The organism is Actinacidiphila sp. DG2A-62 (assembly GCF_035825295.1).
GTDB lineage: Bacteria > Actinomycetota > Actinomycetes > Streptomycetales > Streptomycetaceae > Actinacidiphila.
This window is the reverse complement of sequence record NZ_JAYMGI010000002.1, coordinates 6,607,415-6,629,923: the sequence shown is the minus strand read 5'-3', so window position 1 is coordinate 6,629,923 and position 22,509 is coordinate 6,607,415. Positions and strand designations below refer to the sequence as shown.

Below are 22,509 nucleotides of genomic sequence, written 5' to 3'. Positions count from 1 at the left end.
GGCGTCCCGGCGACGGGCGGGGCGGCGGCGCTCATCCGGCCGGCTCCGCGCCCGCGTCGACGGCCCGGTCGGCGTCGAGGATCTGGCCGTCGTCGAGGATCTGCCCGGCGTCGATGTCCTGGTCGGCGTCAAGGCCGAAGGTGTGCGCGGGGTTCCAGTGCAGGACGACCGGCGCGCCGGGGACCAGCCGGGTGTCGCGGTCGACGTTGGGCACGTAGACCTCCAGGCCCGCGCCGACCGGGCTGTCGACCAGGACCTGCGTGGACACGCCGGTGAAGCTGGAGTCGACCACGGTGCCGGGGACGCGGTTGCGGCCGGCCGGGATCTCCGCCTCGTCGTCGCGGTGCGCGAGGGCGATCTTCTCCGGCCGGACCCCGGCGAGCATCCGGCTGCCCGCGGTGGCCGCGCCGCCGGGGCAGCGGGCTGCGGGCAGCCGCAGTGTCAGCCCGCCCGCGCCGAGCGTGACCGTGCCGTCGCGGACGCCGGTGACCTGGGCGGTGATGAGGTTGGAGGTGCCGAGGAAGTTGGCGACGAAGGTCGACTCGGGGTTCTCGTAGAGATTGGCGGGCGCGCCCAGTTGCTCGACCCGGCCGGCGTTCATCACCGCGATGGTGTCGGCCATCGTCATGGCCTCCTCCTGGTCGTGGGTGACGTGCACGAAGGTGATGCCGACCTCGGTCTGGATGCGCTTGAGCTCCAGCTGCATCTGGCGGCGCAGCTTCAGGTCGAGCGCGCCGAGCGGCTCGTCGAGCAGCAGCACCTCGGGCCGGTTGATCAGCGCCCTGGCGACGGCGACGCGCTGCTGCTGGCCGCCGGACAGCTGGTGCGGGCGGCGCCGGGCCAGCGGTCCGAGCTGCACCAGGTCGAGCATCTCCCCGACCTGCTTCCTCACCGACCTGATGCCGCGCCGGCGCAGCCCGAAGGCGACGTTCTCGTAGACGTCCAGGTGCGGGAAGAGCGCGTAGTTCTGGAAGACCGTGTTGACCGGGCGCTTGTACGGGGGCAGGGCGGTCACGTCGCGCCCGCCGAGGTGGACGGCGCCGGTGCTGGGGGCCTCCAGGCCGGCGATCATCCGCAGGGTGGTGGTCTTGCCGCAGCCGGAGGCGCCCAGCAGCGCGAAGAACGAGCCCGCGGGCACGGCCAGGTCGAGCGGGTGGACGGCGGTGAAGGAGCCGTAGCTCTTGCTGATCCCGGTCAGCCGGACGGCGTCGCCCGGGGGCGCGGCACGGGTGCCGTCGGTGGCGCCGGTCTCGTCGGTGGCGCCGGTCTCGTCGGTGGCGCCGGTCTCGTCGGCGGCGCCACCGCCGTCGGTGGCGCCGGCGCCGTCCGCGGCGGTGCGGGAGGTGGTCATGGGCGAGTCCTCATGGGCGTGACCTCGTCGGGGGCTGGGGACGGCAGCGCTCACGCGCCGATGAGCTTGGAGAACTTCTCCTCGTACCGGGCGTCCTCCTCGTCGCTGAGCGAGCGGAACTCGTGGGACGTCGCGTCCATCGCGGCGTCCGGGATGATCAGCGGATTGTCGGCGAGCGACGGGTCGATCTTCGCCAGCTCCTCGCGGACGCCCCGCACCGGGGAGACGTAGGTGATGTACGCGGCGAGCTTGGCGGCGACCGGCGGCTGGTAGTAGTAGTCGATCAGCTTCTCGGCGTTGGTCTTGTGCCGCGCCTTGTCCGGGACGAGCAGGTTGTCGGTGGAGATCATGTGGCCGGCCTCGGGGAAGGCGTAGGCGATGTCGGGGTCGTCCAGCCGCAGTTGGACCAGGTCGCCGGCCCAGGCGACGCAGGCGGCGATGTCGCCCTTGCTCAGTCCGTCGGTGTACTCCCCGCCGGTGAACTTGCGGATCTGCCCGCGGTCCACCGCGCCCTGGATGCGCGCCAGCGCCGCGTCGTAGGAGTCGTCGTCGACGGTCTCCGGCCGCTTGCCCATGTCGAGCAGCGTCATCCCGACGGTGTCGCGCATCTCCGAGAGCATCGCCGCCTTGCCCTTGAGCGCGGGGTCGTCCAGCAGCTGCGAGATCGAGGTGACCGCGCGGCCCTTGGTGACCTTCTTGTTGTACGCGATGCAGGTCGGTATGCCGGTCCACGGGTAGGAGTAGGCGCGTCCGGGGTCCCACTGCGGGCTGCGAAAGCGCTGTTCGAGGTTGGCGTAGGCGTGCGGCAGGTGGGCCGGGTCGAGTTCCTGCACCCAGCCGAGCCGGATCATCCGCCCGGCCAGCCAGTCGGTGAGCACCATCAGGTCGCGGCCGGTGTCCTGGCCGGCCGCGAGCTGCGGCTTGATCTTGCCGAAGAACTCGACGTTGTCGTTGATGTCCTCGGTGTACGCGACCTTGATGCCGGTGCGCCGGGTGAACTCCTCCAGGGTGGGGCGGTGCTTGCCGTCGTCGGTGACGTCGATGTACTCGTCCCAGTTGGAGAAGTCGACGACCTTCTCCTGCGCGGAGTGATCGGTGGAGGCGGCCGTGTCGCCGGTGCGGCCGGCCGCCGGGATGCCGCAGCCGGTCAGCCCGGCCGCCGCGACGGCGCCGAGGCCGGCGGCGCGCAGCAGGGTGCGGCGGCCCAGGGCGCCGCGTCCGGTGGTCATGCTGCGCGCGGCGGCTGCCCGCAGCGCCGGTGGCATCGTCTGCATCCTGTGCCTCCTCGCGCGCACCCGGGGTGCGTGGCCGAAGTCCGGATCGGTGGCCGATCCTGGCAGAGCAGCAGCGCGGCAACAAGGGATTCCGTTGTTGCCTTTTGGTTACGCGACGAAATCTGCATTTCCGCCGGTCGGGCCGAGGGCGTCGCCGGGGAGGTTTTCCACAGGCGGAGCAGGTCGGGCCGCGGCCGGCCGGCGCCGCCGCACTACGATGAGCGGCACCGCCGCAGGGCACGCGGCACGACCCCGCCGCACCGCGCGCCACCAGGCACGACCGCGCCGCCGCGGCACGACCCCGCCGCGCCGCGGCACCGCTGCGGCTGCTGCACCGCTGTACGGCTGTGCCGCCGCACTGCTGTGCCGCCGCACCACCAACGACACCCACGGGAGGACCCCCGCATGCCCGACCTCGCACCGGCCACCGATCCGCGGTCCGGCGACGGCCTCGACGCCTTCGTCGCCGGGCTGCCGAAGGCCGAGCTGCACGTGCACCACGTGGGCTCCGCCTCGCCGCGGATCGTCGCGGAACTGGCCGCACGGCACCCGGACTCCGCGGTCCCCGCCGACCCCGCCGCGCTCGTGGACTACTTCACCTTCCGCGACTTCGCGCACTTCATCCAGGTCTACCTGTCGGTGGTGGACCTGATCCGGGACGCCGAGGACGTACGCCTGCTCACCTTCGAGGTGGCGCGCGACATGGCCCGGCAGAACATCCGCTACGCCGAGCTGACGGTGACCCCGTACAGCTCGACCCGGCGCGGCATCCCGGAGCAGGCGTTCATGGAGGCGATAGAGGACGCGCGCAAGGCCGCGGAGTCGGAGCTGGGGGTGGCGCTGCGCTGGTGCTTCGACATCCCCGGCGAGGCGGGCCTGGCCTCGGCGGAGGAGACCGCGCACCTGGCGCTGGACCTGCGGCCCGAGGGGCTGGTGTCGTTCGGCCTCGGCGGGCCGGAGATCGGGGTGCCGCGGCCGCAGTTCAAGCCGTTCTTCGACCGCGCCCGCGCCGAGGGCCTGCACAGCGTGCCGCACGCGGGCGAGACCACCGGGCCGCAGACGATCTGGGACGCGCTGCTCGAACTGGGCGCGGAGCGGATCGGGCACGGCACCAGCGCGGTGCGGGACCCGCGGCTGCTGGAGTACCTGGCCGAGCACCGTATCCCGCTGGAGGTCTGCCCCACCTCCAACATCGCCACCCGCGCGGTGGCCACGCTGGAGGAGCACCCGATACGCCGCATGGTCGAGGCGGGCGTGCCGGTCACCGTCAACAGCGACGACCCGCCGATGTTCGGCACCGACCTGAACACCGAGTACGCGGTGGCGGCGCGGCTGCTCGGGCTGGACCGGGCGGGCGTCGCGGCGCTGGCGAAGACCGCGGTGGAGGTGTCCTTCCTCGACGCCGCGGGCAAGGCCCGGCTGGCGGCGGAGATCGACGCCTACGCCGCGGCGCACGCGTGAGCGGCGCGCGGGCGCTGGCGATCGCCCACCGCGGCGACCCGTACGCGCTGCGCGAGAACACCCTGCCGTCGCTGCGTTCGGCGCTGCGCAAGGGCGCGGACGTGGTGGAGGTCGACGTGCGGATGACCTCGGACGGGGTGCCGGTGCTGCTGCACGATCCCACGCTGGAGCGGCTGTGGGGCGTGCGGAAGGCGGTCACGTCGCTGACCCGCGACGAGGTGGCCGAGGCCACCGGCGGCGGGGTGCCCGACCTTTCCGAGGCGCTGGCGGCGCTGCGCGACGGCGGCCGGGCCCGGGTGCTGCTGGACCTGACCGACGCCGAGCAGGCGGAGCCGACGGTCGAGGCGGTGCGCGCCGCGGGCCTGGGGCCGCGGGCGTACTACTGCGGCGGGCTGGCGGCGCTGCGCCGGGTCCGGGCGCTGGACGCCGACGCCGAGATCGCCCTGACCTGGAAGACCTCGCTGCGGCCGGCCCCGCGGCTGCTGGACGAGCTGCGGCCGCGCTGGCTCAACCTGCGGTTCGGCCTCGTGGACCCGGCCACCGTCGCCTGGGCGCGCGAGCACGACCTGCTGGTGGCGGCGTGGACGGCGGACTGGGAGCGCTCGATGCTGCGGCTGCTGGACCTGGGCGTCGACGCGGTGACGACCAACCGGCTGGGCGCGCTGCGCCGCATGATCGCCCGCCGGGCCTGAGCGGGACGCCGCGTCCCGGGCCGGGAGGAACCCCCGGCCCGGGACGCGGGACCGATCACACGTCCAGCGAGGTCATCACGTGCTTGATCCGGGTGTAGTCCTCGAAGCCGTACGCCGACAGGTCCTTGCCGTAGCCGGACTGCTTGAAGCCGCCGTGCGGCATCTCGGCGACCAGCGGGATGTGGGTGTTGATCCACACGCAGCCGAAGTCCAGCTTCTTGGACATCCGCATCGCGCGGCCGTGGTCCTTGGTCCACACCGAGGACGCCAGCGCGTAGTCCACGCCGTTCGCCCACTCCACGGCCTGGTCCTCGTCGGTGAAGGACTGCACGGTGATGACCGGGCCGAAGACCTCCTGCTGGATGATCTCGTCGTCCTGGCGCAGCCCGGAGACGACGGTGGGGGCGTAGAAGTAGCCGGTCTCGCCGACCCGGTGGCCACCGGTCTCCACCTTGGCGTGCGCGGGCAGCCGCTCGATGAAGCCGCTGACCTGGGCGAGCTGGCGGGCGTTGTTGAGCGGCCCGTAGAGCACGTCCTCCTCGTCCGGCCGCCCGGTCTTGGTGCCGGCCGCGGCCTTGGTGAGGGCGGCGGTGAACTCCTCGCGGATCGACTCCTGCACCAGCACGCGGGTGGCGGCGGTGCAGTCCTGGCCGGCGTTGAAGAAGCCGGCGACCGCGATGTCCTCGACGGCCTTGGCGATGGCCTCGCTGTCCAGGTCGTCGAAGACCACGACCGGCGCCTTGCCGCCCAGCTCCAGGTGCACCCGCTTGACGTCCCGCGCGGCGGACCCGGCGACCTCCTTGCCGGCCCGGACCGAGCCGGTGATGGAGGCCATCGCGGGCACCGGGTGCTCCACCATCATCCGGCCGGTGTCGCGGTCGCCGCAGATCACGTTGAACACGCCCTTGGGCAGGATGCCGCCGAGGATCTCGGCGAGCAGCACGGTGGAGTCGGGCGTGGTGTCCGAGGGCTTGAGCACGACGGTGTTGCCGGCCGCGATGGCCGGCGCGAACTTCCACACCGCCATCATCATCGGGTAGTTCCACGGCGCGACCTGCGCGCACACCCCGACCGGCTCGCGCCGCACGATCGAGGTCATGCCCTCCATGTACTCGCCGGCCGAGCGGCCCTCCAGCATCCGGGCGGCGCCGGCGAAGAAGCGGATCTGGTCGACCATCGGCGGCACCTCCTCGCTGGCGGTCAGCGCGAGCGGCTTGCCGGTGTTGCGGCTCTCGACCGCGACCAGTTCGTCGGCGCGCGCCTCGACGGCGTCGGCGATCCGCAGCAGCGCCTTCTGCCGCTCGGCGGGCGTGGTGTCCCGCCAGCCGGGGAACGCGGCCCGGGCCGCCGCCATCGCCGCGTCGACGTCGGCCTGCCCGGAGCGGGGGGCGGTCGCGTACGCCTGTCCGGTCACCGGGTCGATCACCTCGGTGGTGGCCCCGTCCGCGGCGTCGCGGAATTCTCCGTCGATGTAGTTGCGCAGAGTGCGGAGTTCGGTCACGGCGCTTGCTCCCTGGTGCTGCCGGCGGATGTCGGATCGTTGTCCACGTACTGAGATGACTCCCAGCTTAACCGCAGCACTGCCGTATTCGACACACCCACACCGGCCGAACAACCGATTCAGTGGAATCAGCTTCGTTCGACTGCGAATTTCATCGTGCGGGGCTTGCGGGACCGTCGACCTCTCCTGCACAGTGGTCCCCGTGGCCACGCGTGACAGGAACGGCGCCTCCCCTCATCAGGTGGACGCGGTGTCGAAAGCGATCATCGAGCAGCTCCAGGAGGACGGGCGCCGCCCGTACGCGGCGATCGGCAAGGCGGTGGGCCTGTCGGAGGCCGCGGTGCGCCAGCGGGTGCAGCGGCTGCTGGAGCAGGGCGTGATGCAGATCGTCGCCGTCACCGACCCGCTGACGGTGGGATTCCGCCGCCAGGCGATGGTCGGGATCACCGTCGAGGGCGACACGGACCCGGTGGCCGAGGCGCTCGCCGCGCTGGACGAGGTGGAGTACGTGGTGCTGACCGCGGGCTCCTTCGACCTGCTGGTGGAGATCGTCTGCGAGGACGACGACCACCTGCTGGAGATGATCAACAAGCGCATCCGCGCACTCCCGGGCGTGCGCTCGACCGAGAGTTTCGTCTATCTCAAGCTCCGCAAGCAGACCTACACCTGGGGAACCCGATAGCCATGAGCGCAGCCAACGACGACCTGTCCCGCAGCGCGTACGACCACCTGTGGATGCACTTCACCCGCATGTCCTCGTACGAGTCCGGCCCGGTGCCGACCATCGTGCGCGGCGAGGGCGCCTCGGTGTACGACGACCGCGGCAAGCGGTACATCGACGGGCTGTCCGGCCTGTTCGTGGTCAACGCCGGGCACGGCCGCCGCGAGCTGGCCGAGACCGCCGCGCGGCAGGCCGCGGAGCTGGCCTACTTCCCGATCTGGGGCTACGCCCACCCCAAGGCGGTGGAGCTGGCCGAGCGGCTGGCCCACTACGCTCCCGGCGACCTGAACAAGGTCTTCTTCACCACCGGCGGCGGCGAGGCGGTGGAGACCGCCTGGAAGCTGGCCAAGCAGTACCACAAGCTGACCGGCAACCCGACGAAGTACAAGGTGATCTCCCGGGCCGTGGCCTACCACGGCACCCCGCAGGGCGCGCTGTCCATCACCGGCCTGCCCGCGCTCAAGGCGCCGTTCGAGCCGCTGGTGCCCGGCGCCCGCAAGGTGCCGAACACCAACATCTACCGGGCGCCGCTGCACGGCGACGACCCGGTGGCGTTCGGCCGCTGGGCCGCCGACCAGATCGAGCAGCAGATCCTCTTCGAGGGCGCGGACACCGTCGCCGCGGTGGTGCTGGAGCCGGTGCAGAACGCGGGCGGCTGCTTCCCGCCGCCGCCCGGCTACTTCCAGCGGGTCCGCGAGATCTGCGACCGGTACGGCGTGCTGCTGGTCTCCGACGAGGTGATCTGCGCGTTCGGCCGGCTCGGCACGATGTTCGCGTGCGAGAAGTTCGACTTCGTGCCGGACATGATCACCTGCGCCAAGGGCATGACCTCCGGCTACTCCCCGATCGGCGCGTGCGTGGTCTCCGACCGGATCGCCGAGCCGTTCTACCGCGGCACCACGACCTTCCTGCACGGCTACACCTTCGGCGGCCACCCGGTGTCGGCGGCCGTGGGCCTGGCCAACCTGGACATCTTCGAGCGCGAGGGCCTCAACCGGCACGTCCTGGACAACGAGGCGGCCTTCCGCGCCACCCTGGAGCGGCTGCGCGACCTGCCGATCGTCGGCGACGTCCGCGGCGACGGCTACTTCTACGGGATCGAGCTGGTCAAGGACAAGGCGACCAAGGAGACCTTCAGCGAGGAGGAGGTCGAGCGGGTGCTGTACGGCTTCCTGTCCGGTTCGCTGTTCGAGAACGGCCTGTACTGCCGCGCCGACGACCGCGGCGACCCGGTGGTGCAGCTGGCGCCCCCGCTGATCGCCGACCAGGCGCTCTTCGACGAGATCGAGTCGATCCTGCGGGGCGTCCTGACCGACGCGTGGTCCAAGCTCTGACCCGGCGACGGGCGGCGGCCCGGCGGCGGGGGAGCGCGGGGCCCAGCGGCGCCGCTGAGCCCCGCGGCGTACTTCGTTCGGGCGAAACGGCGGCCGCGCGGGCCGCGTGCGGAAGCGGGACGGCCCCCCGGTGCCTACCGTGGCGGGGGAGAGTCTCGCTACCGCGGAGGTACCCGCATGGCACCGCCGGACAACGACGTGCTCTGGGCCCGCGCCCTGCGGCACGCGCACGGGGGCGCGCCCGCGCTGCAGGGCGTGTCGGTCAACGTCCGCGCCGGGGAGATCCTCGCCGTGGTCGGCCCGCACGGCGCGGGCAAGTCGACGCTGCTGCGCTGCCTGTCCGGACAGCTGGTGCCGGACGAGGGCGAGGTGTGGTTCAACAGCGCGCCGGTGCACACCCTGGCGGAGCCGGCCCGCGAGGCGCTGCGCCGGGACCGCTTCGGCTGGGTCGAGGGCGCCGCGCACCTGCTGCCGGAGCTGACCGCGTGGGAGAACGCGGCACTGCCGCTGCTGCTGCGCGGCGACGGCCACCGGGCGTCGCGGGCCACCGCGCAGGAGTGGCTGGGGCGCCTGGACATCGGCGCGGTCGCCCGCCGCCGCCCGGCCGAGCTGACGCCGCCGCAGCGCCAGCGGGTCGCGGTGGCCCGGGCGCTGGTGAGCGGGCCCGACGTGGTCTTCGCCGACGAGCCGACCGCCCCGCTGCACCGCGCCGACCGGGCGCACGTGCTGCGCACGCTGGTCAGCGCGGCCCGCTCGCACGGCATCACCGTGGTGCTGGCCACCGGCGACCCGGACACCGCGGCGCCCGCCGACCGCGTCCTGAGCCTGGTCGACGGCCGGCCCGGCACTCCCATGCCGCTCCAGGACCGCGAGTCCCCCGACCCCCGGCCGGCCGCGGTATGACCCCGGCCGCGCGCGCAGCGCTGACGGCCCCGGCACGGCAGGAGGTGGCGGTGTGCTGAGTCTGCGGGTGCTGCGCGGGTCCGGGGCGCGGGCGGCGGGCCGGTGGCTGCTGGTGGCCGCCGCGTCGGCCGGCACCGGTCTGCTGCTGCTGTCGTCGCTGGCCTGGGGGCTGGCGCATCCCGGCGGCGCGGGCCACGCGGTGGTACGGCTGGTGTGGTGCGTGGTGCCGGCGGTGGTGACCGTGCAGCTCGCGGTCGCGGTCGCGCGGGCGCAGCCGGCGCGGTGGCCGCGCCTGGGGCTGTCGGCGGTCGGCCTGGGCCGGGCCGGTGTGGTGGCGGTGGCGGCGGCGAGCGCCGCGCTGGTCTGCGCGGCCGGCAGCGCGCTCGCCCTGCTGGTCTTCCTCCAGCTGCGCGGCGACGTCACCGGCACCGCGTGGCACGGCGTCGGCCCCGGGCTGCTGGCGCGGGGCAGGTCGCTGCCGCCCGCGGGCGCGGCGACGCTGCTGGCCCTGGTGCCGGTGGCCGCCGCGGCGGCCACGACGGTGGCGCTGCGCGAGGAGCGGCCCGCCCGGCACGACGCGCCGGGCACCCTGCCGTGGGGCGTGAGCCTGGTCGCCGTCGGCCTGGCGCTCCAGGTCGGCGCGCCGCGCGGCCACGGGATGCCGCTGCCCAGCGGTCTCGGCTCGATCCCGCCGCTGGCGCTGGCGGGCTGGGTGGTCACCGCGGCGGGACTGGTGCTGGCCGGCCCCGGAACCGTCCATCTGTGCGGCCGGCTGCTCGCGGCGTACCGCCCCGGCGCGGTGCGGCTGCTCGCGGGCCGGGCGATGCAGCACGAGGCACGCGGGATCGGCTCCCCGCTGGGGCTGCTGACGGCGACGGCCGCCGCCGCTGCCGCCGCCTGGGACGGCGCGCACCGGCTCGGCCCGGTGACCTCCTTCGCCGCCGCGCTGATCGCGGTGTGCGTGCTGGCCACGTCCGCGCTGACGCTGGGCGCGACCAGGGACGCGCGCGCCGAGCCGCGGGCGGCGCTCCAGGCGGTCGCCGCCTCCCCCGCGGTGCTGCGGGCGGCCGTGGCGCTGCGGGCCGCGGTGCTGCTGGCGGTGGTCGTGCCGGTCACGGCGCTGGTCGCGGCGCTGTCGACGTATCCCTGATGAGGGGGTCGTCAGCCCGCGGCGCGGGCCGCGGGGCTCCGGCCGCCGGCCGCGCCCCCGACGCCCCGCGACCGCGGGATCTGTGCCGCCGACCGCCGCCGACCGCCGCCGATCGCCGGCGCGGGCCGGGCTCCCGGCCCTCCGGTCAGCCGTCCTGCCGCGGCGGCCGGAATGTCTCCAGCACGTCGGACAGCGCCGTCTCCAGGTAGCGGATGTCGTCGGTCGCCTGGAGCATCGTCGCGCCGCCGGAGATCGCGGTCAGCAGCGTGGTGGCGATGCGGTCGGGGTCGGCGCCGGGGGCGGTCTGGCCGGCCGCGGCCAGCGCCCGGACGCCGTCGGCGAGGAAGCCGCGCCAGGTGGCGTACATGCCGTTGATGACGGTGCGGGTGGCCGGGTCGGACAGTCCGAGCTGCGCGGTGAGCGCGGTCAGCGCGCAGTTGCGGCCCTGGGTGCGGTAGCGCTCGACGACGCGGTCCCGCCAGGCCTCCCACCGCGCCCAGTCGGTGAGGTCGCCGAGCATGGGCTGCTGGTCGGCGAGGACCTGCTCGGCCTCGTAGGCCGCGACAGCGAGCAGCAGGTCCGACTTCCCGTCGGGGAAGTAGTGGAAGAGCTGGCTCTTGCTGGTGGCGGTGGCGGCCCTGATGTCGTCGAGACCGACGTTGGCCGGGCCGTGGCGGCGCATCAGCTCGACCGCCCCTTTGATGATCCTGGCCCGGGTGGCGGCTCCCCGCGCCGTCAGCACGCGTTCCATGCCGGCCATGCTACGGCGTGCGGGGGTCCGCGCGGCCCGTCCGCGGCACCTGCCACCCGACCGTGGCCGTACCGCGGTCAGGCGTCGCGCCAGCCGCCGTCCACGGACAGGTTCGCGCCGGTGATGTACCCCGACAGCGGGCTCGCCAGGAAGGCGACCAGGTCCGCGTACTCGGCGCGGCGGCCGACCCGGCCGACGTCGTTGGGCCCGTGCGCGGCGACCAGTCGGGGCTCGATCTCCTCCCAGGTCTCGCCCATGCCCTGCTCGCGCCCCCAGCGGGTGAGCATCTCCCGGTTGGCGGGGGTGAGGATGCCGCCGGCGGCCACGGCGTTGGAGGTGACGCCGGTGCCGCGCAGCTCGCGGGACAGGGACGCGGCGAGGTTGCCGCGGGCGGCGTTGGTCGCGGCGTAGTGCGGCTGGGTGGCCTGGGGCAGCCTGCCGGTGACGCTGCTGATCTGGATCACCCGGCCCCAGCCGCGCTCCCGCATCGCCGGGACCAGCCGGTGGATGGCGCGGACGGCGGAGATCACGTTGGTGTTGTACAGGGCCGCCCAGTCGTCCGCGGTGGTGCCCTGCCAGGTCGCGGTCACGTCGAAGGCGCCGGCGTTGTTGACCAGGATGTCGACGGGTCCGCCCGCCAGCGCGGCGCCCGCCACCGCGTCGGCGCCCGCGTCGGCGCCGAGGTCGCCGGTCACCGCGTCGGCCCGGCCGCCGGCGTCGGTGATAGCACCGGCGACGGCCGCCGCCCTGGCCTCGTCACGCCCGTGGACGACCACCGCGGCGCCCTCGGCGGCCAGCCGCTCGGCGATCTTCGCGCCGAGTCCGCTGCTCGATCCGGTCACGAGGGCGCGCTTGTCGTTCAGGTGCAGGTCCATCGGGTCTCTTCTTTCGCTTCTTCACGGGGTCTCACGGCGGTGTCACGGCGGTCTTGCGCAGGCTTCCCGGGTCTTCCCCGGGTCTTCCCGGGTCGTTCGCGTCGCGCCCGGACGGCGCGGTCCACCATTGGACCGTACGGTCCAATGGACTGCGCGGTCCAGTTTCATCGCGGGGTTCCGCGTTGTCAAACCGGTCGCTGCCCGCGCCCCTCGCGCCGTGCGGGACCGCGGCACGCGCCGGCCGCTCATGCCGGTGGACTACGCGTCGCGGGAGCGGGCCGCTAGGGTGCTGGCGTGCCCGAGCAGACACCCGACGAGCCGGAGCCGACCCGCCACGGGGAGCCGGTGCCGCGGCCGGTGCGGGACGTGGCGACGCTGGAGGAGTTCGACGGGGTCGCGCTCGGCGGCAGCTTCGCCGGCCGGCTGGTGCGGGGCCTGGACCTGACCTCGCGGACGTTCGCGCTGCTGGTCTCGGACACCTCGCGGGCGGTGTTCCTCGGCTGCGCGATGGAGGAGCAGGCGCTGGCGCATGTGCGGGCGGGCGGCGCGCTGGCCTTCCCGCCGGTGCCGGGGCTGCCCTTCGACCCGTTCCGGGCCGCGCTGTACACGCCGGGCGAGCTGTACGCGGGGCTTGCCGAGGGCGGCTACGAGGACACCCCGGACGCGCGCACCCACCGTTGGTACCGGCGGACGGCGGGCGACGGCGACGTGTTCTCCTCGATGCTGCGGTCGCTCCACGACGACGCGGTGGCCGCCGCGCTGGACGAGCGGCTGCGCGGTGCGCGCGCGGTCGCGGTGGTGGGCGGGCACGCGACGGCGCGCGGCAGCCAGGCGTACGAAACGGCCGCGCGGCTCGGCAGGGAGCTGTCCCGCGCGGGCTTCACGGTGGTCACCGGCGGCGGTCCGGGCGCGGCGGAGGCCGCCAACTTCGGCGCCTACGCGGCCCCTTACGACGACGTGATGCTCGGCAAGGCGCTGGGCGTGCTGGCCGGCGCGCCGTCGTTCGCCCCCTCGGTCGGCGCGTGGGCGTCGGCCGCCTTCGCCGTACGCGACCGGTGGCCGGACGGCGGGCCGTCGTTCGGGCTGCCCACCTGGCTCAACGGGCACGAGCCGCCCAACGCCTTCGCCTCGCACCTCGCCAAGTCCTTCGCCGACGCGGTGCGCGGGGACGGCCTGCTCCCGCGCTGCGGCGCCGGGGCGGTGTTCCTGCCGGGAGCCGCCGGCACGGTGCGGGAGGTCTTCGACGCGGCGGCGCCGCACCCGTACGACCTCGGCCCCGGCCGCTCCGCCGACCGCTCCCCCGACCACGGCGGCCCGGCCCCCGTCGTGCTGGTGGACCGGGCGCACTGGACACGGGTGCTGCCGGTGTGGCCGCTGCTGGAGTCGCTGGCGGAGGGCACCGCGACGAGCCGGCGCATCGCCCTGGTGGACGACGCGGCGCAGGTGCCGCGGGTGCTGGCGGAGCTGGGCGGGGCGTAGGGCGGGTCCGCCGGGCCCCGCGGTCCGGGCGGGCTCGCGGCCGCAGGATCCGGCGGCCGGGCGCTCAGCGGCCGGCGAACGCGGCTTCCAGCGCGGGGATCTCGATCTTCCTCATGCCGAGCATGGCCGCCATGGCGCGCTGCGCCTTCTCCTGGTCGGGGTCGGCGAGCATCTCGGTGAGGCGGCTGGGCACGATCTGCCAGGAGACGCCGTAGCGGTCCTTGAGCCAGCCGCAGGGCCCGGGCTCGCCGCCGTCCGCGGTGAGCGCCGCCCACAGCCGGTCGACCTCCTCCTGCGAGGCGCAGTCGACGCTGAGCGACATGGCCTCGTTGAAGGTGTAGACCGGGCCGCCGTTGAGGGCGAGGAAGCGCTGCCCGGCGAGTTCGAACTCGACCACCATCACGGTGCCGGGGACGCCGGGACCCGCCTCGCCGTAGCGCTGGACCGAGACGATGCGGGAGTCGTCGAACAGCGAGATGTAGAACCGCGCCGCTTCCTCGGCCTGGTCCTCGTACCAGAGGAACGTGGTGATCTTCTGCATGGCGGGGCGTTCCGTTCTGCCGGGCGCGGCCCCGGCGCGCGGCGGCCCCCGGCGGCCGGACGGGCGGGCCGGCGGCAGGTCACCGGTCGAGGACGACGACGTCTTCGGGATCGAAGTCCACGGTAACCCGCTCCCCCTCGGCGGGCGCGTCGCGCAACGCGCACTCGGCCTCCAGCGGCGGTCCCTGCTCGGGCGCCAGGAGCACGGCCACGCGTCCGGCGCGGAAGGTGCGGCCGCGGACCGTGCAGGGCAGTCCGCCGCCCGCCCACGCCGGCGGCGGGGTGTGCGGGTCCCGCAGCCGCACACCGGCCGGCCGGACCAGGACCAGGCGCTCGCCCTGGGCGCTGCCGGGCGGGACGGGGACCTTGCCCCAGGCGGTGGCGGCGACCTCGCCGCCGACCGTCGCCTCGGCGAGGTTGTCGAAGCCGAGGAAGCGGGCGACGAACCGCGAGGCGGGCTGCCGCCACACCTGGAGCGGGGTGCCGGTCTGCGCGATGCGCCCGTCGCGCATCACCACGACGCGGTCGGCGAGCGCGAACGCCTCGCCCTGGTCGTGGGTGACGGCGAGCACGGTGGTGCCGAGCCGGCCGAACAGGCCGCGCAGTTCGACGACGAGGCGTTCGCGCAGCGAGCGGTCGAGCTGGCCGAGCGGCTCGTCGAGCATCAGCAGCCGCGGCTCGGGCGCGAGCGCGCGGGCCAGCGCGACGCGCTGCTGCTCGCCGCCGGACAGGGTGGCGACGGGCCTGGCCGTGCCCCGGGCAGGCCGACCAGGTCCAGCAGCGTCTCGACCCGGCCGGCGCGCTCGGCGCGCGGGGCCTTGTGCATCCGCAGGCCGAAGGCGACGTTGCCGCCGACGTCGCGCTGCGGGAAGAGCTGGTGGTCCTGGAACATCAGGCCCACGCCGCGCCGGTGCGCGGGCACCGCGGCCTGGTCGGCGCCGTCGAGCAGCACCCGCCCGCCGTCCAGCGGCTGCAGCCCGGCGACGGCCCGCAGCAGCGTGGACTTGCCGCTGCCGCTGGGACCGAGCACGCACACGATCTCGTGCGCGGCGACGTCCAGGGTGACCGCGTCCAGCGCGGCACGCCCGCCGAAGCGGACGGTCGCGGCGTCCAGGTGCAGCAGTGCGGGGGCGGACCGGTCCCGGTCCGGGGCGTCCTTCGCCGAGGTGTTTGCCGGGGCGTCCTTCGCCGTGGCGTCCCGCGCCGGGGCTCGCGGGGCCGAAGCCTCCCGGGCCGCGGGCGCGGCGGGTGTCGGCTGCTGCTCCTGCCGGCCGGGCTTGCGCCGTGCGGGCTCGTGCGGGGTCATCGGCGGCGCTCCGGTCGGGCGTGGGCGGCGGGGACGGGGGACGCGGACGTGGCGGGCGCGGGCTGGACGGAGGCCCCGCGCGCCGCGGACTTGCCGGAGGCCCCGGGAGTCGCGGACTTGCCCCACGTCCTGCGCGTCGTGGACTTGCCCCACGCCCCGCGCGCCGCGGACTTGCCGGACGCCCTGGGCTCTCCGAACGTCTCGGACGCTCCCGGCGTCGCGGGCTCGGCGCGGCGCACCCCAGCGAGCGGGTCCGCGACGGGGTCGGCCGTCGACGGCGTCCCGGGCGTCCCCTTCGGGGCGCGCGGCGCGCGGCGTCCCGACAGCGGGTACTCCAGGAGCAGCAGCCCGGCCGCGCACACCACCATGAGGATGGTGCTCAGCGCCATGGCCTGGCCGTAGTTCATCTCGCCAGCCCGGCCGAGCAGGCGGGCGACGGCGACCGGGAGGGTGGGGCTGTCGGGGCGGGCGATGAAGACGGTCGCCCCGAACTCGCCGAGCGAGACGGCGAACGCGAACCCGGCCGCGATGCCCACCGCCCGTGCGACGAGCGGGAGTTCGACCTCGCGCCAGACCCGTGCCGGGGACGCGCCGAGCACGGCGGCGGCCTCGCGCAGCCGCTGGTCGACCGCGCGCAGCACCGGCAGCATCACGCGGACCACGAACGGCGCGCCGACCAGCGCCTGCGCCAGCGGCACTAGCAGCCAGGAGTCGCGCAGGTCGAGCGGGGGCTTGTCGAGGCTGATCAGGAAGCCGAAGCCGACGGTGACCGCCGAGGTGCCCAGCGGCAGCATGAGCAGTCCGTCGAAGCCGCGCATCAGCCGCCCGCTCCTGCGGGTCAGCGCCGCGGCGGCCAGCCCTCCGACGACCAGGGCGATCGCGGTGGCCGCGGCGGCGTAGCGCAGGGAGTTCCAGACGGTCTGCAGCGGCGACACGAGGAAGGTGCCGTCGGCGCTGCCGGAGCCGAGGGCGCGGTAGAAGGTGAGGCCGTAGCCGTGCGGGCCGTCGAAGGAGCGGGCGGCGAGCACGGCCAGCGGCAGCACGATGAGCACGGCGACGACGGCGAGCACCGCGGTGAGCAGGGAGCGTTCGCCGGCCCCGCGCGGGCGGTGCGCGGTGCCGGCCGGGTCGACCAGGCGCAGCGCGGACTCGCGGCGCCTGGCGGTCCAGGCGTGGACGGCGAGGATCGCGGCGACGGCGGCGAACTGCAGCAGCGTCAGCACGGCCGCGGTGGGCAGGTCGAAGACCTCGGCGGTCTGCCGGTAGATCTCGACCTCCAGGGTGGCGCGGGTGGGTCCGCCGAGGATCTGGATGACGCCGAAGGAGGTGAAGGTGAACAGGAACACCAGGACGGCGGCGGACGCCACCGCCGGCGCGAGGGCGGGCAGGGTGACGCGGCGGAAGGCGGTGAGGCGGCCGGCGCCGAGCATCCGGGCGGCCTCCTCCTGGCGGGGGTCGAGCTGCGCCCACAGACCGCCGACGGTGCGGACGACGACCGCGTAGTTGAAGAAGACGTGCGCGATGAGGATCGCCCACACGCTGGTGTCCAGGCGCAGGCCCAGCAGGTCGTCGGTGAGGCCGCCCCGACCGAGCAGCGCGAGGAACGCCGATCCGGCGACGACGGTCGGCAGCACGAACGGCACGGTGACCACGGCCCGCAGCAGCCGTTTGCCGGGGAAGTCCAGGCGGGCGAAGACGTACGCGCCGGGCAGGGCGACCGCGAGGGTCAGCGCGGTGGAGGCGGCGGCCTGCCAGCAGGTGAACCACAGCACGTGCCGTACGGAGGGGTCGCCGAGCACGTCGCCGACCGCGCCGGGCCGCCAGCGGCCGCCCTGGTGCAGGCCGCGGCCGACGATGGACGCGACGGGGTAGGCGAAGAAGGCGGCGAAGAACGCCAGCGGCAGCGCCGCGAGCCCGGCGGGGACCAGCGCGCGACGGGCGGCCGTCCCGGCGGTGCGTGCCCGGCCGCCCTCGGCGGTCACAGGACGAGGGAGTTCCACGTCTTCACCCAGTCGTCGCGGTGGGCGGCGATGGTGTCGGGCGCGAGCGTCGTGGGGTGCGCGACCTTCGCGCCGTACTTGGTGAACACCGGCGGCTCGGTGGCGCCCCGGACGACCGGGTCGACGTACATCTGCAGCGGCATGTCCTGCTGGAAGGTGCGGCTGAGCATGAAGTCGACGAACGCCTTGGCGCCGGCGGGTTCTTCGCGTGGTGCAGCACGCCCGCGAACTCGATCTGGCGGAAGCAGGTGCCGGTGGCGACGCCGACCGGCGACTGCGCGGGCGGCGGGGTCACGCCGACGACCTCGGCGGGCGGGCTGGAGGCGTAGGAGACCACCAGGGGCTTGTCGCCCTTGGCCTTGGCGCCGGCGGCCGATCCGGAGAAGGCGTTGTCGTACGCCTGCTCCCAGCTGTCGACGACCTGCACGCCGTTGGCTTTGAGCTGCTTCCAGTAGCCCTGCCATCCGGAGTCGCCGTAGGTGGCGACGCTGCCCAGCAGGAAGGCCAGGCCCGGCGAGGAGGTGGTGACGTTCTCGGTCACCAGCAGGTTCTTGTACTGCGGCTCCACCAGGTCGGCGAAGGTCCGCGGCGGCGCGATGTGGTGGGAGGCGAACCAGGCGCGGTCGTAGTTGACGCACACGTCGCCGGAGTCGATGGGCGTGACGCGGTGCTTGCCCGCGTCGAGCTGCACGTCGGCGGGCACCTGGTCCAGGCCCTTGGCGGTGTACGGGTCGAACAGGCCGTTGTCGAGGGCGCGCGAGAGCAGGGTGTTGTCGACGCCGAAGAACACGTCGCCGCGCGGGTGGTCCTTGGTGAGGATGGCCTGGTTGACGGCGGCGCCGGCGTCGCCGCCGCGCAGCACCTTGACCTTGTAGCCGGTCTGCCGGGTGAAGGCGGCGAGCACGGAGTCGGAGGCGGCGAAGGAGTCGTGGCTGACGACGGTGACGGTCTTCGAGCCGCCCGATCCGCTCTGCCGCCCGGACCCGGAGGAGTCCGAGGAGCCGCCGCAGCCGGCCAGGGCGGCGGCGCCGGCGGTGGCGAGGACGAGCGCGCCGACGGCACGCCGACGGATGGTGCTGTTCATGTGCTGACTCCCTACGCCGGTATGACCCGGATCAGGTTCGAGGGTCTGCGGCCTGGGAGATCTCCCAGCCGCACTCTCAGCGCCGTCCCAGGCGCTCCCCTGTCGGATGTTCAGGTGTTGTCCACGAGCGTGCGGGCCGGTACGGGGTGTGCCGGCCGCGGGGGAACCGTATCAGCGGGCGGAGGCGGCGAGCTGGCCGCAGGCCCCGTCGATCTCCTGGCCGCGGGTGTCGCGGACGGTCACCGGCACGCCGTGCGCTTCCAGGGCGGCGACGAAGGCGCGTTCGTCCTGCGGGCGCGAGGCGGTCCACTTCGAGCCGGGTGTGGGGTTGAGCGGGATCAGGTTGACGTGCACCCGGTGGTTCTTCAGCAGCCTGCCCAGCCGGTCGGCGCGCCACGCCTGGTCGTTGACGTCGCGGATCAGCGCGTACTCGATGGACACGCGGCGGCCGGAGACCTCGGAGTAGTGCCACGCGGCGTCGAGCACCTCGCGGACCTTCCAGCGGGTGTTGACCGGCACGAGGGTGTCGCGCAGTTCGTCGTCGGGGGCGTGCAGGGACACCGCGAGGCGGCACTTGAAGCCCTCGTCGGCGAAGCGGTACATCGCGGGGACGAGGCCGACGGTGGAGACGGTGATGCCGCGCTGGGACAGGCCGAGGCCGTCCGGCTCGGGGTCGGTGAGGCGGCGGATGGCGCCGACGACGCGGCGGTAGTTGGCCAGCGGCTCGCCCATGCCCATGAACACGATGTTGGACAGCCGCGCCGGGCCCTGCGCGCCGGGCACGTCGCCGTCGCGCAGCGCCCGCATGCCGGCGACGATCTGGTGGACGATCTCCGCGGTGGACAGGTTGCGGTCCAGGCCCGCCTGTCCGGTGGCGCAGAACGGGCAGTTCATGCCGCAGCCGGCCTGCGAGGAGATGCACATGGTGACGCGGTCGGGGTAGCGCATCAGCACGGATTCGACGAGGGTGCCGTCGAACAGCCGCCACAGCGTCTTGCGGGTGTCGCCGCCGTCGCAGGAGGCGTGCCGCACCACCGTCATCAGCTCGGGCAGCAGCTCGCCGGCCAGCCGCTCGCGGGCCGCGGCCGGGATGTCGGTCCAGGCGGCCGGGTCGTCGGCGTAGCGGGCGAAGTAGTGCTGGGAGAGCTGCTTGGCCCGGAACGGCTTCTCCCCCAGCGCGGCCACCGCCTCCTTGCGCTCGGCGGGCGAGAGGTCGGCGAGGTGCCGCGGCGGCTTCTTGGCCCCCCGCGGCACGGCGAAGGTCAGTTCTCCAGGTGCAGGCATGATGTCTTCCAGTGTCGCAGACCCGCGGAGGGCTTCGGCACGGGCGGCCGGGGGCGGCTCCGGGAGCCCGCGGGTGGCCGGGACGCGGGTGGCCGGGGGCAGCCCCTTCGCTGCCGGCCGAAGGCGGGGAAGGCGGGGCTCAGCCCTTGCCGACGAAGGCGACCAGGAGGAGCCAGACCACGGGGGCGGTGGGCAGCAGGGAGTCCAGACGGTCCATGATGCCGCCGTGGCCGGGCAGCAGGGTGCCCATGTCCTTGATGCCGAGGTCGCGTTTGATCATCGACTCGCCGAGATCGCCGAGGGTGGCGCTGGTGGCCGCGGCCAGGCCCAGCAGCAGGCCCTGCCACCAGCGGCCGTCGTCGATGACGTACTGCATGAGCAGCGCGCCGGCGATCATCGCGAAGGCCATCGCGCCGGCCAGGCCCTCCCGGGTCTTGCCGGGGCTGATCCGGGGGCGAGCCTGTGGCTGCCGAACCGCCAGCCGACCGCGTAGGCGCCGGTGTCGCTGATCACGGTGAGCAGCAGGAACACCAGGACCCGGCGGGGGCCGTCGTCGGCGGCCAGCATCATCACCACGAAGGTGGCGAGGAAGGGGACGTAGAAAGCGGCGAAGACGCCGGCGGTGACGTCTCTGAGGTAGTTCTCCGGGGGCTGCGCCATCCGCCAGACCAGGACGGCCAGCGCGGTCAGCGCCATGGCGATCCAGGCGCCGTCGGCGCCCTTGAGGTAGCCGGCCACGACCATGGCGGCGCCGCCCAGGGCGATCGGCGGCAGCGGTGCGCGGATGCCCTTGCGCTCCTCCAGGCGGGAGGTCAGCTCCCACACGCCGACGACGACCGCGAGCACCGCGACGCCCACGAAGACGGCCTTGACGACGAACAGGGCGGCGACGATCACGGCGCCGAGCCCCACGCCGACCCCTATCGCGGCCCGCAGGTCGCGTCCGGCGGACTTCTTGGCCGGGGCCGCGGGCGGCGGCGGTGGGGCGGGCTGGCCGGCGGGGGTGTCGGCGGCGGTGACGGCATGGGGGCAGTCTTTCCTGGCGCCCCGGCCTGCGTCGCAGAAGCCGCCGGGGGGTGGCCGGCGCGTGGCGAAGCGCCCCAGGAAGAGTCGTTCACGGAGCTTCGCCTCGCGTCGTCGTGGTGTGGTGGCAGCGGTCGGATGGGGACGGGGAGGGGACGGGCAGGGCGCCGGGGACGGATCGGTGAGCGGGAGGGGTCCGCGGCGGCGGGCCGGCGGCGAGCCGGGGAGGTCAGACCTCCAGCAGCTCGGTCTCCTTGTGCTTGAGCAGCTCGTCGATCTGCGCCACGTACTTCGCCGTGGTGTCGTCCAGCTCCTTCTCCGCGCGGCGCACCTCGTCCTCGCCGGTCTCGCCGTCCTTGACGAGCTTGTCGAGGGTCTCCTTGGCCTTGCGGCGGACGCTGCGGATGGAGATCTTCGCGTCCTCGCCCTTGGTCTTGGCGACCTTGATGTACTCCCTGCGGCGCTCCTCGGTCAGCTGCGGGAAGACCACCCGGATGATCCGGCCGTCGTTGCTCGGGTTGACGCCGAGATCGGAGTTGCGGATCGCCTCCTCGATGTTGCGCAGGCTGCTGCTGTCGAAGGGGGTGATCACCGCCATCCGCGGCTCGGGCACCGCGAAAGAGGCCAGCTGGTTGATCGGGGTCACGGTGCCGTAGTACTCGGCCACGATCTTGTTGAACATCGCCGGATGCGCCCGGCCGGTGCGGATCGCCGCGAAGTCGTCCTTGGCGACGGACACGGCCTTGTCCATCTTCTCCTCGGCCTCGAGGAGTGTCTCTTCAATCACCATGTGCTCCCGGTATTCATAAGGCAGAGCCTGGGGCGCATCACGCCCGGGTGCCCTGGTCGTTGACCAGCGTGCCGATCTTCTCACCCTTCACGGCCCGCGCGATGTTGCCCTCGGCGAGCAGCTCGAAGACCAGGATCGGCAGCTTGTTGTCCTGGCAGAGGGTGATCGCGGTGAGGTCGGCGACCCGCAGGTCGCGGGCGATGACCTCGCCGTACTCCAGCGCGTCGAAGCGGACCGCGTCGGGGTTGTGCTTGGGGTCGGAGTCGTAGACGCCGTCCACGCCGTTCTTGCCCATCAGCATGGCGGTGGCGTCGATCTCCAGGGCCCGCTGGGCGGCGGTGGTGTCGGTGGAGAAGTAGGGCATGCCCATGCCCGCGCCGAAGATCACCACGCGGCCCTTCTCCAGGTGCCGGATGGCCCGCAGCGGGATGTAGGGCTCGGCGACCTGGCCCATGGTGATGGCCGTCTGGACGCGGGTCTCGATGCCTTCCTTCTCCAGGAAGTCCTGGAGGGCGAGGCAGTTCATGACGGTGCCGAGCATGCCCATGTAGTCGGAGCGGGCCCGGTCCATGCCGCGCTGCTGCAGTTCGGCGCCGCGGAAGAAGTTGCCGCCGCCGACGACGAGGGCGATCTCGTAGCCGTCGCGGACGACCGCGGCGATCTCCCGGGCGATGGCGTGCACGACGTCGGGGTCGACGCCCAGGCCCCCGCCGCCGGCGAACGCCTCGCCGGACAGCTTGAGCAGGTAGCGGCGCGGCGCGACGCCGCCGCGGCCGTCGGTGCGTTCGGAGCCGGCGGGTCCGGCGTGGTGGGGGGCGTGGTCGGCCTGGTCGGCGCCTTCGTCCATGGGGCTCTTCTCCTCGTGCACGTACAAAGGAGGCCATTGCCGAGGGTCCTGGTGGGTTCCCTTGACGGCAATGGCCTCCTCGTCACCTCTGCGGCCGGCCGGCGGCGGCCGGCCGCATACGACCCTAGCGGGGCCGCGGGTCT

General features: G+C 74.2%; 16 protein-coding genes, 4 pseudogenes and 1 riboswitch. Of the genes and pseudogenes, 7 read left to right on the top strand and 13 right to left on the bottom strand.

All coding sequences use genetic code 11. The features are described 5' to 3' along the window. Window positions 1-31: 31 nt before the first annotated feature. Window positions 32-1,351, bottom strand: coding sequence for an ABC transporter ATP-binding protein (locus VSR01_RS29875; protein ID WP_326452150.1), 1,320 nt, complete (start codon window positions 1,349-1,351; stop codon window positions 32-34). A 50-nt stretch (window positions 1,352-1,401) separates the two neighbouring features. Further along, complete coding sequence (locus VSR01_RS29870) at window positions 1,402-2,625, bottom strand: polyamine ABC transporter substrate-binding protein (protein ID WP_326452149.1); 1,224 nt, start codon at window positions 2,623-2,625, stop codon at window positions 1,402-1,404. A 405-nt stretch (window positions 2,626-3,030) separates the two neighbouring features. Here VSR01_RS29870 and VSR01_RS29865 point away from each other — a divergent pair, with 405 nt between their 5' ends. Together VSR01_RS29865 and VSR01_RS29860 are read left to right on the top strand one after the other, a co-directional pair. After that, window positions 3,031-4,086 (top strand): adenosine deaminase, encoded by a 1,056-nt coding sequence (locus VSR01_RS29865; protein ID WP_326452148.1) that lies wholly within the window; start codon window positions 3,031-3,033, stop codon window positions 4,084-4,086. After that, window positions 4,083-4,778, top strand: coding sequence for a glycerophosphodiester phosphodiesterase (locus VSR01_RS29860; protein WP_326452147.1), 696 nt, complete (start codon window positions 4,083-4,085; stop codon window positions 4,776-4,778). The genes VSR01_RS29865 and VSR01_RS29860 overlap by 4 nt, the downstream gene beginning before the upstream one ends. 55 nt (window positions 4,779-4,833) lie before the next feature. Here VSR01_RS29860 and VSR01_RS29855 read toward each other — a convergent pair whose 3' ends face one another. Further along, on the bottom strand, window positions 4,834-6,279 hold the full coding sequence (locus VSR01_RS29855; RefSeq protein WP_326452146.1) for a gamma-aminobutyraldehyde dehydrogenase: 1,446 nt from the start codon (window positions 6,277-6,279) through the stop codon (window positions 4,834-4,836). Window positions 6,280-6,481: 202 nt separating this feature from the next. Here VSR01_RS29855 and VSR01_RS29850 point away from each other — a divergent pair, with 202 nt between their 5' ends. The 4 genes from VSR01_RS29850 (at window position 6,482) to VSR01_RS29835 (ending at window position 10,387) form a co-directional block, all read left to right on the top strand. Next, a complete protein-coding gene (locus tag VSR01_RS29850; protein ID WP_326452145.1) occupies window positions 6,482-6,961 on the top strand; it encodes an Lrp/AsnC family transcriptional regulator in 480 nt (159 codons plus the stop codon). Continuing rightward, window positions 6,946-8,334, top strand: coding sequence for an aspartate aminotransferase family protein (locus tag VSR01_RS29845; protein WP_326453894.1), 1,389 nt, complete (start codon window positions 6,946-6,948; stop codon window positions 8,332-8,334). Before VSR01_RS29850 ends, VSR01_RS29845 begins: the two co-directional genes overlap by 16 nt. A gap of 177 nt (window positions 8,335-8,511) precedes the next feature. Further along, a complete protein-coding gene (locus VSR01_RS29840; RefSeq protein ID WP_326452144.1) occupies window positions 8,512-9,237 on the top strand; it encodes an ABC transporter ATP-binding protein in 726 nt (241 codons plus the stop codon). Window positions 9,238-9,289: 52 nt separating this feature from the next. Then, a complete protein-coding gene (locus VSR01_RS29835; RefSeq protein ID WP_326452143.1) occupies window positions 9,290-10,387 on the top strand; it encodes a hypothetical protein in 1,098 nt (365 codons plus the stop codon). Between the two features lie 145 nt (window positions 10,388-10,532). On the opposite strand, the gene VSR01_RS29830 is transcribed toward VSR01_RS29835, so the two are convergent. After that, window positions 10,533-11,138, bottom strand: coding sequence for a TetR/AcrR family transcriptional regulator (locus VSR01_RS29830; RefSeq protein ID WP_326452142.1), 606 nt, complete (start codon window positions 11,136-11,138; stop codon window positions 10,533-10,535). Between the two features lie 77 nt (window positions 11,139-11,215). Further along, the gene (locus VSR01_RS29825) at window positions 11,216-12,013 is read right to left on the bottom strand and encodes an SDR family NAD(P)-dependent oxidoreductase (protein ID WP_326452141.1); all 798 of its coding nucleotides are present in this window, start codon (window positions 12,011-12,013) and stop codon (window positions 11,216-11,218) included. Between the two features lie 294 nt (window positions 12,014-12,307). Here VSR01_RS29825 and VSR01_RS29820 point away from each other — a divergent pair, with 294 nt between their 5' ends. Continuing rightward, the gene (locus tag VSR01_RS29820) at window positions 12,308-13,492 is read left to right on the top strand and encodes an LOG family protein (RefSeq protein WP_442785575.1); all 1,185 of its coding nucleotides are present in this window, start codon (window positions 12,308-12,310) and stop codon (window positions 13,490-13,492) included. A 64-nt stretch (window positions 13,493-13,556) separates the two neighbouring features. On the opposite strand, the gene VSR01_RS29815 is transcribed toward VSR01_RS29820, so the two are convergent. The 8 genes and pseudogenes from VSR01_RS29815 to pyrH form a co-directional block, all read right to left on the bottom strand. Beyond that, a complete protein-coding gene (locus VSR01_RS29815) occupies window positions 13,557-14,033 on the bottom strand; it encodes a VOC family protein (RefSeq protein ID WP_326452140.1) in 477 nt (158 codons plus the stop codon). 79 nt (window positions 14,034-14,112) lie between these two features. Next, window positions 14,113-15,155, bottom strand: a pseudogene (locus VSR01_RS29810) (ABC transporter ATP-binding protein). 515 nt (window positions 15,156-15,670) lie between these two features. Beyond that, window positions 15,671-17,338 (bottom strand): annotated as a pseudogene (locus VSR01_RS29805) (ABC transporter permease); the annotation flags it as partial. Further along, window positions 17,317-18,422 (bottom strand): annotated as a pseudogene (locus tag VSR01_RS29800) (thiamine ABC transporter substrate-binding protein). The pseudogenes VSR01_RS29805 and VSR01_RS29800, both read right to left, overlap by 22 nt. After that, a riboswitch (TPP riboswitch) is annotated at window positions 18,414-18,533 on the bottom strand. Its footprint overlaps the pseudogene before it by 9 nt. 60 nt (window positions 18,534-18,593) lie before the next feature. Next, entirely contained in the window at window positions 18,594-19,706 is a 1,113-nt protein-coding gene (rlmN, locus tag VSR01_RS29795; RefSeq protein WP_326452139.1) for a 23S rRNA (adenine(2503)-C(2))-methyltransferase RlmN, read from the bottom strand. Window positions 19,707-19,845: 139 nt separating this feature from the next. Next, window positions 19,846-20,824: pseudogene (locus VSR01_RS29790) on the bottom strand (phosphatidate cytidylyltransferase). Window positions 20,825-20,958: 134 nt separating this feature from the next. Further along, the gene (gene frr / locus VSR01_RS29785; protein WP_326453892.1) at window positions 20,959-21,516 is read right to left on the bottom strand and encodes a ribosome recycling factor; all 558 of its coding nucleotides are present in this window, start codon (window positions 21,514-21,516) and stop codon (window positions 20,959-20,961) included. 40 nt (window positions 21,517-21,556) lie between these two features. Beyond that, complete coding sequence (pyrH, locus tag VSR01_RS29780; protein WP_326452138.1) at window positions 21,557-22,366, bottom strand: UMP kinase; 810 nt, start codon at window positions 22,364-22,366, stop codon at window positions 21,557-21,559. Window positions 22,367-22,509 lie beyond the last annotated feature (143 nt).

What these genes read in the sequence shown, in the direction of transcription:
- VSR01_RS29875 (WP_326452150.1), bottom strand. Translation starts at nt 1,351, where the DNA reads ATGACCACCTCCCGCACCGCCGCGGACGGCGCCGGCGCCACCGACGGC.
- VSR01_RS29870 (WP_326452149.1), bottom strand. Translation starts at nt 2,625, where the DNA reads ATGCAGACGATGCCACCGGCGCTGCGGGCAGCCGCCGCGCGCAGCATG.
- VSR01_RS29865 (WP_326452148.1), top strand. Translation starts at nt 3,031, where the DNA reads ATGCCCGACCTCGCACCGGCCACCGATCCGCGGTCCGGCGACGGCCTC.
- VSR01_RS29840 (WP_326452144.1), top strand. Translation starts at nt 8,512, where the DNA reads ATGGCACCGCCGGACAACGACGTGCTCTGGGCCCGCGCCCTGCGGCAC.
- VSR01_RS29830 (WP_326452142.1), bottom strand. Translation starts at nt 11,138, where the DNA reads ATGGAACGCGTGCTGACGGCGCGGGGAGCCGCCACCCGGGCCAGGATC.
- VSR01_RS29825 (WP_326452141.1), bottom strand. Translation starts at nt 12,013, where the DNA reads ATGGACCTGCACCTGAACGACAAGCGCGCCCTCGTGACCGGATCGAGC.
- VSR01_RS29815 (WP_326452140.1), bottom strand. Translation starts at nt 14,033, where the DNA reads ATGCAGAAGATCACCACGTTCCTCTGGTACGAGGACCAGGCCGAGGAA.
- rlmN (WP_326452139.1), bottom strand. Translation starts at nt 19,706, where the DNA reads ATGCCTGCACCTGGAGAACTGACCTTCGCCGTGCCGCGGGGGGCCAAG.
- pyrH (WP_326452138.1), bottom strand. Translation starts at nt 22,366, where the DNA reads ATGGACGAAGGCGCCGACCAGGCCGACCACGCCCCCCACCACGCCGGA.